The organism is Streptomyces sp. NPDC046931 (assembly GCF_040644655.1).
Classification (GTDB): domain Bacteria; phylum Actinomycetota; class Actinomycetes; order Streptomycetales; family Streptomycetaceae; genus Streptomyces.
This window is the reverse complement of the sequence record NZ_JBEYWX010000035.1, coordinates 1-15,066: the sequence shown is the minus strand read 5'-3', so window position 1 is coordinate 15,066 and position 15,066 is coordinate 1. Positions and strand designations below refer to the sequence as shown.

Below are 15,066 nucleotides of genomic sequence, written 5' to 3'. Positions count from 1 at the left end.
GATACGTCGCAGAGAGCCGGGAGCAGGCGGCCGGGCACCTGAACGCACCCGATGCCGGGGGCTGGCCGTGTGCTCGGTCCAGGCGGCGGTCAGGAACGCCAGGTCCGCTCGTGCGGCGTCAGGCGTGGTCGACGAGCTCCACCTTGCCCTGCTGGCGGGCGCAGTGCGCACAGCAGAAGAACTGCCCATCGGCCTGAAGGCCGTGACCGAGGATGCGGCATTGGCAGTTGTCGCAGATCGGCGCCATCTTCTGGGCGGCGCACTCGAGGCTGTCGAAGGTGTGGACCGCTCCCTTGGCGTGCACTTCGAATGACATCTCGTAGTCGTTGCCGCAGACCTCACACACGGCCATGGACGCTCAACTCCTCACGGCTTGCCGGACAGGACCGCTACCGGTAGCTGCAACCGCCGGCGTTCCTCGACGGTAGTGAAGAGACGTCACCGCCCCAGGGCGGCACATTGGCCTGCAGCCCGAGCGGCATACAGGAATCACTCGACCGGGCGCGTACGGTCGTCAGTCGGCAGGCAAGCCCCGCCTTGGACCGGGCAAGTGTGGGCCGGCGGCCCCGTGCTCCCTTCGCACGCTGCAAGGGGCTGCCTCACCTCAGGGCCGGGAGGACGCGCTGCTCGAGGTGTCCTCCCCGCCGACGCGGGGGTGCTCCGGAACCGGACGGCATGGGTCTGCGGTGGCCGGGCAGCCCTAGCCGACGCCGACTACCCGTCCGCCGACCTGATCCATGACGCCAGCCGCCAGGGCATCACCATGGTCACCCCGGCTCTCCTCGACCACTCACCGCAGGCCAAGGCTGACGCCGGGTTCCACAAGAGCGCCTTCCGCATCGACTGGAAGGCCCGCCAGGCCCGCTGCCCGCAGGGCCGCACCAGCACCCGCTGGTTCCCTGTCCGACAGCACGGCCGCGACGCCATCGTCGTCCAATTCGCCCGCACCGACTGCCACGCCTGCCCCGCCCAGGACAAGTGCACCACCTCAGCGCGCGGCATCCGCATCCTCAGCCTCCGCCCCCAGGAACTCCACGAGACCCTGGCCAGTGCCCGGGCCGAGCAGACCACCAAGACCTGGAAGACCAAGTACGCACTTCGCGCCGGCCTCGAGGGCACCATCAACCAGGCCCTCGTCACCGGCCTGCGCAGGGCCCGCTACCGCGGCCTGCCCAAGGTCCGTCTCCAACACGCCTTCTCCGCCACCGCCGTCAACGCCATCCGCCTCGACGCCCACTGGAACCCCGGCCAACCCTCTTTCACGCCCCGGACCAGCAGACTCACCCGCCTCAGCCACCAACTCGCATCCCGAACCCCGAAGGGTGCAGCTCCGGCTCCGGGGCTGCGGAATACTCGGCTGCAACTGAGGCTGGCCCGCTCATAGGATCCTCGTTCAAGGCGCTGACACGGCGCCCTGCCGACCGTTGGCACTCAACGGACCGAGGATGCGTGGCGCAATGAGCAGCCGACTCTTCGCAATCTCCTTCGACGCGCACCAGCCCGAGCGCCTAGCGCATTTCTGGTCCGGCGTCATGGGCTTGAAGAGAGCCGGCGATTCTTACGATGGCGTCGCCCTGCTGTCCGGGAATGACGCCGGCTACCGCCTCGGCTTCCGTCCCTCCCAAACGCAGAAGGCCGCCCAGAACCGGCTGCACTTCGACCTGACGAGCTCCTCCCTGGAGGACCAGCAGGAGACCGTGGCCAGGGCGCTCGCCTTCGGTGCGCAGCACGCTGACGTCGGCCAGGGACCGGACGCGTCCCATGTGGTACTCGCCGACCCCGAGGGCAACGAGTTCTGTGTCATCGAGCCGGACAACAATTTCCTCGCCGGCTGCGGCTTCATCGGAGCGCTCGCCTGCGATGGTTCGCAGGCCGTGGGCTACTTCTGGAGCGAGGCGCTGGGCTGGCCGCTGGTCTGGGACCAGGACGAGGAGACCGCCATCCAGTCACCGAACGGCGGTACGAAGATCACGTGGGGTGGTCCGCCGCCCATGCCGGACCCGGGCAAGGACCTGCACTTCGACCTCGCACCGGACGACGATCAGCAAGCGGAGGTCGAGCGCCTGCTCTCCCTCGGGGCGAAGCGTCTCGACTCCGACCACGGCGGGGACGGCGCAGTGCTGCTGGCCGACCCCGACGGCAACGAGTTCCGCGTGCTCACGCGCCGGTGAAGCGGGAGCCGCGGTAGGCGGTTGCTGCTGCGAGGAGCACAGCAGAGAGTCGGGTAAGCCCCCGTCACCCCAACGAGCAGCTCAACGCGTCCCGCGAGGAGAGAGCCACACCCAACCCGGAACTAAGCAGCAGAGTCGTCGTCCAGCGCAAAGTCGTGGCACCCAACGACTTCACCAACCTCGACCAGGTCCGAGACCGGCTCCGAGCCTTCGAAGACCGCTACAACGCCACAGCACAGCCGTTCCAGTGGAAGTTCACCACCTCCGACCTGGACGATCTGCTGGCCGGGCTCGACCGACAGACCGCCGATCACCCAGAAGAATCCTCCACCGCCCCCGCCACCTGATCAACCCCCGAAGGACTTCGAGCGCCGACCACTGAGTGTCATGCCCCGCGAAGTGGGCGTGCACTTCGCGCAGGAAGGCTCCCCCTCCGGCAGGAGCTGTTCGCCAAGGACCCCGAGCGGGCCGCGCGCCGCCTGGTGCACATCCCGGTCGGCCGGTTCGCGGAGGCCAAGGGATCGCCGTAGCGGCCGCGTTCCTCGCCGGCGACGACGCCTCCTTCGTGAACGCCACCGACTTCCTGATGGAGGGCGGGGTCTCGGGCGCGTACGTGACACCGCTGTGAGGCGGGCGGGACGGTCAACCTCGGTGGCCACACCGTCAGTGCGTGAGGGTAGGGTGCCGCTGTGGACATGGCGACCCCCGGCTGGTACCCGGACCCGTGGCATGAGGGCGGCGGCCCGGCAGGGCATCGGTGGTGGGACGGCACGACCTGGACCGGGCATGTGCAGGCGCCGCAGCCGCCCGGCGGAGGCAAGCGGCGTCGCGGCCTGGTCGTGGGCCTCATCGCCGGCGCCCTCGTGCTGGTCGCCGGGGGTGTCACGGCGGCGGTGCTGACTGGCGGCGACGGCGGCCGCAAGGCACCGTCGGCCCACGGGTCTGCCTCCCCTGACCGGCACGCGCCGAGCCCGTCGGCGTCGCACCGCGCCCAGCCGAGCCCTTCCGGATCCGCGGACGAGGACCGCCACAGTGGCGGGAGCCGGCCCCCGGGGCAGCGCCCGGCCGTCACCGGACACGTCGACGACACGGTCAACGGCCTCCGCGTCCCCGTGCTGCGCGGCTGGCGGGGCGCTCCCACCAAGACCGGCGCGGGCCTCGGGTACGGCACCGTGTACCACTGCCCGGCGGTGCCCGCCGACTTCTGCCTGCCCGGTGGCGCGTACACGCGGGTCATCACCCATCCTGGCGACCTGACCCTCAAGGAACTGGCACAGGCCGAGATCGGCGCGGTCGCGCAGAGCACGTACGGTACCAACACGAGCGGCCGGAAGGACTACGGCGGCATCACCGGACATCGCCGGACCGCCGCGGGGGCTGTGACGGTCGCGGGCCGGGAGGGTTACTTCATCCGCTGGAAGGTCAGCACGGGCAAGGGACCCGGCGCCGTCGTGGAAGCGGTGGTGTTCCCCTCGCCGCGGATCCAGGGCCGCTATCTGCTGCTCGGCTTCGGATTCGACGACAACAGCAGCGGCCCGTCCGTGACGGACATGCAGTGGATCACTGATGGCATCGAGCCCCTCGACGGCGGCAGCAGCGGCACCAGCGCCTGACCATGGCGCCGCCCGGCCGTCACCGGGACGTCTTGCGGCGACGGAGCCAAGGCCCGCGCGTCTGCCACTGGGCCGCCGTCAAGCTCCCCGCGGTCGAGGACTTCGACGCCGACCAGCCCACACATCAATGCTGGGCACTGGCCCGCCGCAGCATCAGTAGACCCGACGAGATCGCCTACCGCCTCGGCCATGCCCCGGCGGACACCAGCGTCGCCCGGCTGGTGCACGTCGCCGGGCGCCGATGGGCGACCGAGGAATGCTTCCAGGCCGCGAAGAACGAATGCGGCTTGGACCAGTACGAAGTCCGCCGCTACGTCGGCTGGATGCGGCACGTCACCCGGGCCATACTCGCGCACGCCTTCCTCGCGACCACGGCGGCCCAGGCAACCGGAAAGGGGGATGCGGAAACGGTTCCACCCTGGTCCCACTCACCGTGGCGGAAGTTCGCCGGCTCCTGGCAACTCGCCCCGCACCCCGGCCCCGCCCGCCACTTCGCATACACGCAGTGAACTGGTCGCAGTGGCGGCGAAGGCGCCAAGCCTTCGCCGCCCGGACCCGCCCTGCGGGCTCTCGTTATCGCCTTCGAGGGCCGACTCTCCATCGGCCGCCGCTGACTCACATCACCCGAGCCACACCGCTTGCTGGACAGACCCGCAAGCCGGGGCCCGGCTGCGCTGTCCCCTCCATCTGTGCCATGACCTGGGGCCGCAGTGCAGCGCCCGGTCCCCAGTTCTCGTCCACCTGATGGCCGTTGTTCTCTGGTGACGGGAGGATTCGCCGTGTAGCGTCGCTGTCAGATGTCGTGGTTCGCAGTACCAGCCCGCGCTGTGGTGCGGGCGTTTTGCTGTGCAGTGCCCGTGAACCAGGACGACCACCTCCGGATTCGCGCGGTGCGGATCCGATATCGACTGAGAGGCACCGGCATGGCCAGCGGAACCGTGAAATGGTTCAACGCCGAAAAGGGCTTCGGCTTCATCGCGCAGGACGGGGGCGGCCCCGACGTCTTCGCGCACTACTCCAACATCAACGCCAGCGGTTTCCGTGAGCTCCAGGAAGGCCAGGCGGTCACCTTCGACATCACCCAGGGCCAGAAGGGCCCGCAGGCGGAGAACATCACCCCTGCCTGATCGTGCAAGGAGGCGGCACCGTGCCTGCGACAGGCACGGTGTTGCGGGAGCCGTGAAGGCTTCGCCACCCTCTGTGCGGCGCGTCAGCCGCGAGAAGTGCTCGATGAGCGCGCAGGACGTCCGAGCCACCGCCGCTTGCGCCGGAGTACGTCACCGGCCTGCCGCCTTATCCGGCGGCAATGATCGCGCACGGCGGGTCTGCAGGGCCTCTACAGTCCCGGGCGCGCCGGTCCACCGTCCGTTGGGGTGCGGTCATTGACGTACCGGCCTTCCTTCATCCGGTTGATGACCGTGATCCGGTGCACGGCCGGGCTCGTCTCGGCGGCCGCGGCGGTCTCTCACGAGCTCGTGCACGGTAGGCAGTGAGGCGTCGACGACGGCGGCGGGTCTCGGTGTTCACGTCTGCTGTGCCGAGGTCAGGTCCGCGGTCTGCTGATGGGACAGCAGTCAGGCGACGGCCTGGACGGTGTGACTCATGTGCTCCCGGTGACCGAGGTGGCGGGTCGGAGCACGCCAGTTCTTCAGGTGGGCGACGCCGTACTGGACCCGGATACGGTGTGAGGAATGTGCTTTGCGCTGCCGCTCGTGCATCTCCTCGTACCAGTCCGGAGCGTTCTTCCTGAACTTGCGGTGCGGAGGTGTCACCACCCGCCCGCCGGTCTGCGCGCCCAGGCCCTGGTAGCCGGCGTCGGCGAGAATCTCCACCGCGGGGCCGTCGGTCCCTCCCAGGCCCGTGACTGGGGCTGGGACGGGCCGAGCGCGCGGCTGAAGGGGTCCATTAGGCTTGGGCGCTCCGACGGGCAGTCGCCCGCCGCCCGGCGGGGGGGTACGGCACTCGTGCGGCTGCCCCGGACCACCACACCCAAGGACGGCAACCGAGTGTCTTTCTTCACCATCGGCCACCGCGGTGTCATGGCCGCCGAGCCGGAGAACACCCTGCGCTCCTTCCTGCGGGCCGAACGCGAGGGGCTGGACGGCATCGAACTGGACCTGCACCTGAGCAAGGACGGCGAGCTGGTCGTCATGCACGACGAGACCTTGGACCGCACGACGAACGGCTCCGGTCCGATCACCGACCAGAAGCTGCGGAAGCTCAAGAAGCTCGACGCTGGCCTCGGCGAGCGCATCCCTACGTTCGGGGAGGTACTGGACGCCGTCGGGCCGACGCTGCCGATCCAGGCGGAGATAAAGGACGTGGCCGCCGCCCGGTCGCTGGCCAAGGTGCTCGTCGACCGCGACCTGCTGGACCGGGTCTCGGTGCTGTCGTTCCACGACGTGGCGCTGATCGAGATCCACAACCTGCTGCCGCAGGCCCGCACCGTGCTGGTGGCAGGCCCCAGCGCGCACCGCGACACCTTCGTCGGCCGCGCTCAGAAGGTCGGTTCCACGCTGGTCAGCGTGGAGCTGCGCCAGCTGAACCGGGCCATCGTGGAGAAGTGCGGTGCCGCTGGCATCGACGTGATGGCCTGGACCGTCAACGACGAGCGCGACCTGGCGCTGGCCCGGACGCTCGGCCTGGTGGGCTGCGTGACCGACCAGCCCGGCATGAAGCGACTGGTCGAGGCCACGTCCTGACCTCAGGGGCCCGGGACCGAACCGGCCGCCCGTACGGTCGGTCGAAAGCATGAACGCCGTGGTCGCAGTCCTCCGCGCGGGAGAACCGGAACCGCGGCGCGTTCGCCGGCGTCAGGCTGGCTGCTTGAATAGCCCGGACGTCCCCCGGCGCGTACTTGTCCCATGCTTAGCGGCACCAGCTCGCTGCTGCCGTCCTGCGCCGCGCGCCTGGGATGGTCCCGCCGCGGTGTAGTCGGCATCGAATGCCTGCTGCTGCTCCCCATGCTCGCGGGGATGCCCTTCGAGGGCGGCCAGGATGCCCGCGCTCTGGCCGCGGTCCCAGCGCAGCACGCCGCCCACCGAGCGCACACCGCAGAGCCTGGCGCAGGCCACCAGTGCGAGCAGCATCGGGCAGGCATGCGTGACCAGGTGCGGGGTCTGCGGGTCGGGTACCGAGCGGACCGCCTCCAGCGGCGACGGCAGACGCTGGGGGTGCACAACTCCACGTGTTGACTTGGCCAGAGGCGCTCAAACTGTGTGTCAGTGTCTGGCTCCGAGTACGTAAAAGATCCTTTCTGGAGGAACGCTCCCCGGGACATGCTGGCGGCTGACCAGGCAGTCGACCGAGGAGCGGGATGAGCGGGCAGTTCGGGGTGGACCCCGACACACTGACGGAGCTGGCGGGCAAGTTCGACAGGGAAGCCACGGGACTCGCCGGGCCGATCGAGGGCTTCTCGGCGGGCGCGTCCGAGATCGGTCAGGCGTTCGGCCTGCTCGGTGTCTGCGACGGCACGGCGGAGAAGTACGGGCAGCTGCTGAGCCACACGGTCAAGGCGCTGGGCTACCTTCCCGACGTACTCAACGGCGACGGAGACCGGCTGCGGGTCAACGCGGCCAACTACTGCTCTGACCACATACGTTGGCCGGGTCGGTGGTCGAGGCAGTTGGATGTCCGGTGACGTCCGATCCGACCGCTGGGGGTGTGGTGGCCGAGCCTGTCCGTGTGCGCAGGTTGACCGACCAAGAGGGGCAGAAGCTGCAGCAGATCGTGCGCCGGGGCAGCACCACTTCGGTGCGCTTCCGGCGGGCGATGATGCTACTGGCCTCAGCCGGCGGGAACCGGGTCCCGGTGATCGCGAAGCTGGTGCAGGCCAACGAGGACACCGTCCGGGACGTGATCCACCGGTTCAACGAGATCGGCCTGGCCTGCCTGGACCCTCAATGGGCGGGAGGCCGTCCCCGCCTTCTCAGCCCTGGCGACGAGGACTTCGTCGTCCAGACGGCCACCACCCGCCCGACCAAGCTCGGCCAGCCGTTCACCCGCTGGTCGATCCGTAAACTCGCCGCCTACCTGCGGAAAGTCCACGGCCGCGTGATCCGGATCGGCCGCGAGGCGTTACGGTGCCTGCTCGCCCGCCGCGGCATCACCTTCCAGCGCACCAAGACCTGGAAGGACTCACCGGCCCCTGAGCGCGACGCCAAGCTCGACCGCATCGAGCACGTCCTGGAACGCTTCCCCGACCGCGTCTTCGCATTCGACGAGTTCGGCCCGCTCGGCATCCGCCCCACCGCCGGCTCCGGCTGGGCCCGCTCCGGTCACCCCGAGCGGCACCCCGCGACCTACCACCGCACCCACGGCGTCCGCTACTTCCACGGCTGCTACTCGATCGGCGGCGACACCCTGTGGGGCGTCAACCGCCGCAAGAAGGGAGCCGCGAACACCCTGGCCGCGCTCAGGTCGATCCGCGCGGCTCGCCCGGACGGCGCCACGATCTATGTCATCTTGGACAACCTGTCCGCCCACAAGGGCGAGACCATCCGGCGCTGGGCGAAGAGACACCGGGTCGGGCTGTGCTTCACCCCGACCTACGCGTCCTGGGCCAACCCGATCGAGGCCCACTTCGGACCGCTGCGTCAGTTCACGATCGCCAACTCCAACCACCGCAACCACATCGCGCAGACCCGAGCGTTTCACTCGTACCTGCGCTGGCGCAACACAAACGCCCGCCACCCCGACGTCCTGGCCGCACAACGTCGCGAGCGCGCCCGCATCCGCTGCGAGAAGGGCATCCGCTGGGGAGGGCGTCCCCTCTCCGCTGAACGGCTTCAGGTCCTCAGGCCGAGGGCTGCATGACGACCTGCTCACCCTCTCCGTCCGGTGCCTCGAAGTTGGTCAAGTAGCGGCTGAACAGCGTCTCGTCCACTGTGACGGAGTTGGGGCCTTCCTCGCCGTTCCGTGCTTCAAGGCGACGTTCCAGGGTCGTCCGATCGGCCTTGAGGTGGATCAGTTCCCATCGGCCGCCGTGCTTCTCGATCAGCGCCTTGTAATCATCACGGGCGGCACGACTCCAGAAGCTGTAATCCACCACCACATTGCGCCCGGCCAGGATCAGCTCGACCAGTTCCTGACGCTGCTCGCGGCGGACCTCTTCCTTGAGCTGGTCGAATGCCTCCGCTTCCAGCACCAGGCCGGCGTCACGCTGCCCGAGTCGCTGCCAGACCACCTCATCGATCGACAGGCGAACGTAACCGCGTCGCACCAGATCCATCGCGTAGGTGGTCTTGCCCGCTCCCGGAAGACCACACATCAGCATCACCGTGCTCAATCGCTGCGTCACGGAGCCAGGTTAATCCCGAGGACGCGCCATCCTCCGTGGCCAGGAGCGCACCCGCTGAAGCCCAACCCGGCGAACTTATGTGGTCAGAGCACTACACGGACTCCGACCAGACCGCCGTCGGCTATGTCAGCGCCGCCGTCCGGCGCCCGGGAGGCCCGGCATGAGCGTCAACAGCTGGATCGACGGCAAGGTCCTGGAGGTCCTCGAGGCGTTCGGTGTGGAACTCCCGGGCGGCGACGGCCCCACGCTGCGCTCCGTCGCCCGCCACTGGGACACCATGGGCTCAGAGCTGAGCGATCTCGTACGAGCCGTCGACGCTGCGATTGCGGGCGTCGACAAGGAGGGCTGGCACGGCGAGGCGCGTGACGCCTTCGAGAAGCATTGGCGGAAGCGGCGGCGTATCGTCCTGGAGACCGCGGGCAACTTCCATCACGTGGCCGACGGGCTTCGGGCGTATGCCACGGAGACCGACGGGATCAACGAGGAGATCATCGACATCTGCGTCGAGATCGCCGAGATGGAGATCGCCGGCGCCGCGCTGTCCGTGATCGAGTCATGGCCACCGGCCCTATCTGTGCCGGGCTGGACAGGGTGGGCCTGCCCGGTTCGCGCCGGTCTCGGTGAAGACGTTGGTCCCCGGCACGTCCTGCCCGAGCCGAGCGCGAGCCCGACATGGCGACGACCGGTTCACCCGCGCGAGCGCCCGGCTGCCCGGGACGCTGCTGGAAAGCACCCGCAGGACCTCTTCGCACGACTCCCGGGCGAACAGACACAGGGTCAGGACGAAGTACACGACCAGCCAAGCCGACAGGAGGCGACGGCGCTCGGGGATGGGCCCGCGGAGTCCACGTCGGCCGGGGCTCCTTTGAGTGCTCCCCACCGCGTGGTACGACGAGTTCCACTGGCTCCAGGTAAGTAGCTGTGTCAGATCCGTTGATCTGTGACGGCCTGTGATGGGTGGAAGGCGTGGCCACCTTTTTCGACGGTCTCCCGTTCCCGGCGAGCAGGGCTGTTCGTTGGGGGATCCCCTCACGAACAGGCCCATTGGTCGCCCTGCCGGTCGAAACACTGAGGCGGGGCCCACTTCATCCTCATGGGCCCCACCTCAGTGTTCATACCGTCACCCGCGCCGGTGGTGGTGTTGCCCGCACCGCTTGTCGCGGTTGATGTTGGTGGGGTCGGTGGCGGTTTCGGTGGTGGGGTCGCCGCCCCCGGTGACCATGGCAGTGTTGGTCACCTGACGGTCGCGGCCGTCGCCTCCCATGACAGCGGCGGTTTCCCGGTACTTGGTACGGCAGGAGACGTTGACCGTCAGCGTGATGTCCGGGTAGTTCTGGTCGGCGGGCAAGGCGTCGCTGCGGGTACAAGTCAGTGTCCTCAGCGTGCAGGTCCAGCCGGTTCCGCTGATGCTTGCCGCGGTCAGCCCGGACGGCAGGATGTCGTGCATGGTCACCGTGGTGCCGTCGGTCGGCCCGTTCCCGTTGTTCCCCACGATGATCGTGTACGTGCCCTGCCGGCCCTGGACGAAGTCCCCGGTGTGAGTCTTGGAGATCGTCAGCGACGGCGGTGCGGACTCGATCTCGGTGGGATCGGTAGCCGTCTGCGTCGTGGTGTCGCCGCCTCCGGTGACGGTGGCGGTGTTGGTGACCTGCGCGGGGGCGGTGGGTGAGACGTCGACCGTCAGCGTGATGTCCGGGTAGTTCTGGCCGCCGGGCAGGACATCGCTGCGCGTGCACGTCAGGGTGTTCAGGGCGCAGGTCCAGCCGGTGCCGCTGATGCTGGTCGCGGTCAGCCCGGATGGCAGGGTGTCGTTCACGGTCACCGTGGTGCCGTCGGTCGGCACGGCCCCGGGGGAGTTGCCCACCGTGATCGTGTACACGCCCTGCTGGCCCTGGACGAAGAATCCGGTGTGGCTTTTGTCGATCGCCAGGGATGGGACACCGGGTGGAGTGATGGCGGTGGGGTCGGTGGCGGTGTGGGTGGTGGTGTCGCCGCCTCCGGTGATGGTGGCGGTGTTGGTGACCTGCGCGGGGGCGGTGGGTGAGACGTTGACCGTCAGCGTGATGTCCGGGTAGTTCTGGCCGCCGGGCAGGACATCGCTGCGCGTGCACGTCAGGGTGTTCAGGGCGCAGGTCCAGCCGGTGCCGCTGATGCTGGTCGCGGTCAGCCCGGTCGGCAGGGTGTCGTTCACGGTCACTGTGGTGCCGTCGGTCGGCGCGGCCCCGGGGGAGTTGCCCACGGTGATCGTGTATACGCCTTGCTGGCCCCGGATGAAGTTCCCGTCGTGGCTTTTGTCGATCGCCAGGGTGGTGGGTCCGGTGTTGGTCAGTGCGAAGGACGCCGGGGGGATGGAGAGGTCGTCGGCCAGGCTCGCCGTGACGGTGTAGGAGCCGACCTTGCCGTTGGCGAAGAAGGTGGGCGCGGTCGCCACACCGTTCGCGTTGGTGAACACGATGACCGAGGTATCGAGAAGATCGAAGGTCCCGGACGGGCCGGTGAGCGGCGGTGCGGTGAAGGTCACCGGCACTCCCGGCACGGGGTCGCCGACGGTGTCGGTGACGGTGGCCTGGAAGCGAACGAGGAAGAATCTGTTGATCGGGGTCGACTGGGGGGTTCCGGCGGTGGCAGTGATGGCGGAGACCACGCTGTAGGAGATGGTCACCCTGCCGTCGTGGTTGGCCGTGCCGACGGGCGACGCGCCGTAGCTGGTGCCGGAGCCCGATGGCGTGGCGAAGCTACTGCCGCCCCCGCCGCCGCCCCCGCTGGCGTGCAATACAATCCCGCCCACGGTCATGGCGGAAGCCCCACCGCCGCCGCCGCCGAAGTATCCGCCGCCGCCGCCCCCGCCGCCTGCTCCCCCGCCACACGCGTCAGGTACGACCGACGCGCCTTTGCCCCCTGCCCCGCCGGCACCCACCCCGGCACCGGAGAAGCTGCTTCCTCCCAGGCCGTTCCCGCCGATGCACAAACTTGGGATGGCTGGACCGCCTGTTCCTCCCGTGCCGGGGGAGTGGTTGGGGGTGCTGCCGCCTTTTCCGCCTTCTCCCGCCTTGGCAGTGAGGAATGCGTCGCCCGTGGCGCCGTCGCCGGCGTTCAGCCCTGCGTCACCACCACGTCCCCCGGACAAAAAGGGAGGGACGATAGTACGACCCGCGAGACCGCCGGCACCACCGCCTCCGCCCGCCACGACCAGCAGCGTGCCACTCGCGCTGATACTGGATGCCCCGCCTCCACCCGCGCCGGTGTCGTCGACAGCGGGATCCCCGTTTGCTCCGCCCTGGCCACCGCCGTTGTACCCGCCTGCGGCACCGGTGCCGCAGTCCTTGCCGCCGGCGCTCGCGACATTGATCGTGTAGGTGGTCGCCGCGGTGGTGGCCAGTGTGGTGACCACCCGGCTCCCGGTCCCCCCGGGCTGGTCGTAGGGAAAGTGACCGATTACATCCGGACAGGCCGTCAGATCACCGCCCCCAGCGCCGTCCGCGACGATTCGCACCAGTGCCCCGGCCGGGACAGTAAGGAACTCCGGGTGGCCGGTGTAGTTGAAGGTCTGACTCACCGGTGCCGCCACCCGCGCCCCACGTGTGCGGGCAGCAACCGGAGCGGTGCCGCGGGGCCCGGCCACCCCTCCAGGCCGGCCCGAGCCGTGATCACCCTTCACGAACGCCGAACCAGGCGATGCCGCCGCCGACGGCATCGCTGTCACCTGCCCGAACCCCGCCACCCCCACCAGCCCGGCGAGCACCATGCCGGTAACCCGCCACGAGCCAACCCTCCTGCGACCCAGACGCGGCCCAGACACCGCACCCGCCATCCACCTCTGTGAGCTGCCCATCAGAGCCTTTCCAGACGCCGCTAACATGATGGGCAGTCACTTATCGTGAATGAACGGACACTCCAGCTCCGGCCCCTCAACGCCTCGGCAAACACCACCCGGACGGCGGCGATGAACAGCCCGGATTACCGGGGGACGGGAGCGAGTAGTTGCGGTACAGGATGTAGCGTAGGTATTGATCACGGTCGGGGTGCGGTGATGCGCAGCCGCTCGGCGGTGCGTTTGAAGCACCGTTCCTCCGCGGGTACCAGGCGAGTCCCGAAACCGCGCAGTTCCGTGGTCATTCGCTCTGTGGTCGTTCGCCGTCCTCCGCGTCGGTTGTCCCGCGGAGCAGGTCGACGAAGGCCAGGACGGCGGATGAGGGCCCGGTGCTGGGCCACAGCACGCCGTAGTCGAGACTCGGGCCGTCATGGAAGGGCACGAACGCGACGCCGGGCCTGTCGTGGTAGCGCGCGGCGCGCGCGGCCACGACCGACACGCCGAGACCGGCGGCGACCAGAGCGGGGACCTCGGACCAGAAGGTGTACGCGGGTCCGCGGGGAATGAGCCGTCCCGAAGGCGTATGGGTGGGCAGGTGAGTGTCCAGGACGGCTTTGGGGATGTTCCCCCGCGGGGTGATCAGCTGGGCGTCGGCCAGATCCTGCAACGACACGCTGCCAAGCTGGGCCAGAGCGTGGCCGGCTGGGACCATCAGCGCCCGGGGCTCGCGGAACAGCACCGGGCCGGTGGTGATGCCGATCTCGTGCACGGGCAGCTCACTCACCTGCAGGTCCAGCTCACCGCGCCGCAGCAGGCCGAGCGGGTCGTCGAACTGGATCTCGTAGGTCTGGACGGTGCACCCGACGTGCCGGTCACGCAAAGCCTTGGCCGCGCGGTGGACCAGGTCGGCGCACCAGGGGGTGGAGTAGCCGACGCCCAGTTGACCGGTGACGCCGCGCGCCTCGACAACGGCCCGATCGAGGGCTTGCTGGAACTGCCGGCGCGCGGGCAGTAGGTCGTCGCGCAGCTGTTTACCGAGCGGGGTGAGACGGACCGTGCGGGAGGTGCGTTCGAACAACGGCGCGCCTATACGCCGCTCTTGCTTCTTGATCGCGTGGCTGACCCGGGACGCGGTGATGTGCAGCCGATCGGCGGTGCGTCCGAAGTGCAGTTCCTCAGCGAGCGCCAGGAAGATCTCAATATCGCGTAGGTCCATGCCCCCTCCTGCCGTGAAGCTAATAGTCGTGACTCCTCCCCCGGCTGGAGCCGGAGGCTTTTCGTTACGCCGGGTTGGCGTTGCGATGGACCAGCCCGGCCCGTAGAACGTTGAGTGCGCCCACGGTGTCAGCGTGCGTGTGGTGGCCGCACGAGACGCGGTGGAACTTTTCCTGTGTGGGCCGGTTCTCCTGCGCGGTGTGCCCGCATTCGGGGCAGGTGCGGGAGGTGTTGCGGGGGTTGACGGCGATCACTTCCCGTCCGGCGCTTTCAGCCTTGGCGTGCAGGATCGTCAGGAACGCCCCCCATCCGGCATCGCTGATCGACCTGTTGAGCCCGGCTTTGACTAGGGCCCCGTTGGGCAGGAAGGTGCCCGGCCGGCCGGCCGGGATCGGGTCTGGGTGCGGGGGCCTTGCCCATGGTGCGGATCTTTAAATCCTCGTGCGCGATGAAGTCGTGCGCGCGGACCAGGCCGAGCGCGGTCTTGTGCGCGTGGTCGAGCCGCTGGCGACGCACCTTGCTGTGAAGCTGGGCGACCTTCTCCACCGCCCGCTGGTGGCCGGCGCTGCGGTCCTTCGCCTTGCGGCGCGGGAACCGGGACAGGGCCTGCTGCGCCGCTTGGAGCTTGCCGGCTGCACGGCGGCCGTGGCGCGGATTGGGCACGAAAGCGCCGTTGGAGTCGGCGAGGAAGTTCGCGATACCCAGGTCGATACCGACCGCGGAGCCGGTCGCGGGCAGCGGTTCGGGCCGGTCCTGCTCGGCGCTCAGCACGACGAACCACGTGCGGCCCTCGCGCTTGACCGACACGGTCTTGATCCTGCCGACCACGGCCCGGTGCCGGTGGACCTTGACGTGGCCCACGCCCTGGAAGCGGACGCGGGTGACGGGGTCGTGCGGGGTGGAGTTCCACCGGCAGCCGTCCCCGTCCCTGGGGAAGTCCACCGTGTCGAACCAGTT

General features: G+C 69.3%; 15 protein-coding genes and 3 pseudogenes. 10 read left to right on the top strand and 8 right to left on the bottom strand.

The window, feature by feature from the left end; all coding sequences use genetic code 11:
* Positions 1-118: 118 nt before the first annotated feature.
* Complete coding sequence (locus ABZ876_RS35695) at positions 119-352, bottom strand: hypothetical protein (RefSeq protein WP_361665998.1); 234 nt, start codon at positions 350-352, stop codon at positions 119-121.
* Positions 353-655: 303 nt separating this feature from the next.
* On the opposite strand from ABZ876_RS35695, the gene ABZ876_RS35690 reads away from it, so the two are divergent.
* From ABZ876_RS35690 to ABZ876_RS35660, 7 genes and pseudogenes are all read left to right on the top strand, one after another.
* Positions 656-1,384 carry a transposase gene (locus ABZ876_RS35690; RefSeq protein ID WP_361789623.1) on the top strand — a complete coding sequence of 243 codons (729 nt, stop codon included), beginning with the start codon at positions 656-658 and terminating at the stop codon, positions 1,382-1,384.
* A 73-nt stretch (positions 1,385-1,457) separates the two neighbouring features.
* On the top strand, positions 1,458-2,171 hold the full coding sequence (locus ABZ876_RS35685; protein WP_361789621.1) for a VOC family protein: 714 nt from the start codon (positions 1,458-1,460) through the stop codon (positions 2,169-2,171).
* A gap of 155 nt (positions 2,172-2,326) precedes the next feature.
* Positions 2,327-2,518 (top strand): hypothetical protein, encoded by a 192-nt coding sequence (locus ABZ876_RS35680; protein ID WP_361789619.1) that lies wholly within the window; start codon positions 2,327-2,329, stop codon positions 2,516-2,518.
* Between the two features lie 81 nt (positions 2,519-2,599).
* Positions 2,600-2,799 (top strand): annotated as a pseudogene (locus tag ABZ876_RS35675) (SDR family oxidoreductase); the annotation flags it as partial.
* 67 nt (positions 2,800-2,866) lie between these two features.
* Positions 2,867-3,784: a DUF2510 domain-containing protein gene (locus tag ABZ876_RS35670; RefSeq protein ID WP_361789709.1), complete on the top strand. Its 918-nt coding sequence runs from the start codon at positions 2,867-2,869 to the stop codon at positions 3,782-3,784.
* A gap of 137 nt (positions 3,785-3,921) precedes the next feature.
* Positions 3,922-4,293 (top strand): annotated as a pseudogene (locus ABZ876_RS35665) (IS701 family transposase); the annotation flags it as partial.
* Positions 4,294-4,707: 414 nt separating this feature from the next.
* Entirely contained in the window at positions 4,708-4,911 is a 204-nt protein-coding gene (locus ABZ876_RS35660; protein ID WP_037751662.1) for a cold-shock protein, read from the top strand.
* Between the two features lie 447 nt (positions 4,912-5,358).
* On the opposite strand, the gene ABZ876_RS35655 is transcribed toward ABZ876_RS35660, so the two are convergent.
* A complete protein-coding gene (locus ABZ876_RS35655) occupies positions 5,359-5,616 on the bottom strand; it encodes a transposase (protein ID WP_361789617.1) in 258 nt (85 codons plus the stop codon).
* A gap of 174 nt (positions 5,617-5,790) precedes the next feature.
* On the opposite strand from ABZ876_RS35655, the gene ABZ876_RS35650 reads away from it, so the two are divergent.
* Positions 5,791-6,486: a glycerophosphodiester phosphodiesterase family protein gene (locus ABZ876_RS35650; protein WP_361789615.1), complete on the top strand. Its 696-nt coding sequence runs from the start codon at positions 5,791-5,793 to the stop codon at positions 6,484-6,486.
* 111 nt (positions 6,487-6,597) lie between these two features.
* On the opposite strand, the gene ABZ876_RS35645 is transcribed toward ABZ876_RS35650, so the two are convergent.
* Positions 6,598-6,873 (bottom strand): hypothetical protein, encoded by a 276-nt coding sequence (locus ABZ876_RS35645; protein WP_361789614.1) that lies wholly within the window; start codon positions 6,871-6,873, stop codon positions 6,598-6,600.
* 227 nt (positions 6,874-7,100) lie between these two features.
* On the opposite strand from ABZ876_RS35645, the gene ABZ876_RS35640 reads away from it, so the two are divergent.
* Both ABZ876_RS35640 and ABZ876_RS35635 read left to right on the top strand, forming a co-directional pair.
* Positions 7,101-7,424, top strand: a complete 324-nt coding sequence (locus tag ABZ876_RS35640) for an ESX-1 secretion-associated protein (RefSeq protein WP_361789612.1) — start codon at positions 7,101-7,103, stop codon at positions 7,422-7,424.
* A gap of 26 nt (positions 7,425-7,450) precedes the next feature.
* Positions 7,451-8,599 (top strand): IS630 family transposase, encoded by a 1,149-nt coding sequence (locus ABZ876_RS35635; RefSeq protein WP_361789610.1) that lies wholly within the window; start codon positions 7,451-7,453, stop codon positions 8,597-8,599.
* Here ABZ876_RS35635 and ABZ876_RS35630 read toward each other — a convergent pair.
* From ABZ876_RS35630 to ABZ876_RS35610, 5 genes and pseudogenes are all read right to left on the bottom strand, one after another.
* Complete coding sequence (locus ABZ876_RS35630; RefSeq protein ID WP_361789609.1) at positions 8,580-9,083, bottom strand: ATP-binding protein; 504 nt, start codon at positions 9,081-9,083, stop codon at positions 8,580-8,582. The genes ABZ876_RS35635 and ABZ876_RS35630 overlap by 20 nt on opposite strands.
* Before the next feature lie 568 nt (positions 9,084-9,651).
* Entirely contained in the window at positions 9,652-10,128 is a 477-nt protein-coding gene (locus ABZ876_RS35625) for a transposase domain-containing protein (RefSeq protein WP_361789607.1), read from the bottom strand.
* A gap of 75 nt (positions 10,129-10,203) precedes the next feature.
* Complete coding sequence (locus ABZ876_RS35620) at positions 10,204-11,871, bottom strand: hypothetical protein (protein ID WP_361789605.1); 1,668 nt, start codon at positions 11,869-11,871, stop codon at positions 10,204-10,206.
* 1,324 nt (positions 11,872-13,195) lie between these two features.
* On the bottom strand, positions 13,196-14,110 hold the full coding sequence (locus ABZ876_RS35615; RefSeq protein ID WP_361789603.1) for a LysR family transcriptional regulator: 915 nt from the start codon (positions 14,108-14,110) through the stop codon (positions 13,196-13,198).
* A gap of 64 nt (positions 14,111-14,174) precedes the next feature.
* A pseudogene (locus ABZ876_RS35610) lies at positions 14,175-15,066 on the bottom strand (transposase); the annotation flags it as partial.

Excerpts from the sequence above, each read along its gene's own strand:
- ABZ876_RS35695 (WP_361665998.1), bottom strand. The coding sequence starts at position 352 with ATGGCCGTGTGTGAGGTCTGCGGCAACGACTACGAGATGTCATTCGAA.
- ABZ876_RS35685 (WP_361789621.1), top strand. The coding sequence starts at position 1,458 with ATGAGCAGCCGACTCTTCGCAATCTCCTTCGACGCGCACCAGCCCGAG.
- ABZ876_RS35670 (WP_361789709.1), top strand. The coding sequence starts at position 2,867 with ATGGCGACCCCCGGCTGGTACCCGGACCCGTGGCATGAGGGCGGCGGC.
- ABZ876_RS35660 (WP_037751662.1), top strand. The coding sequence starts at position 4,708 with ATGGCCAGCGGAACCGTGAAATGGTTCAACGCCGAAAAGGGCTTCGGC.
- ABZ876_RS35645 (WP_361789614.1), bottom strand. The coding sequence starts at position 6,873 with ATGCTGCTCGCACTGGTGGCCTGCGCCAGGCTCTGCGGTGTGCGCTCG.
- ABZ876_RS35640 (WP_361789612.1), top strand. The coding sequence starts at position 7,101 with ATGAGCGGGCAGTTCGGGGTGGACCCCGACACACTGACGGAGCTGGCG.
- ABZ876_RS35625 (WP_361789607.1), bottom strand. The coding sequence starts at position 10,128 with ATGGGCCTGTTCGTGAGGGGATCCCCCAACGAACAGCCCTGCTCGCCG.
- ABZ876_RS35615 (WP_361789603.1), bottom strand. The coding sequence starts at position 14,110 with ATGGACCTACGCGATATTGAGATCTTCCTGGCGCTCGCTGAGGAACTG.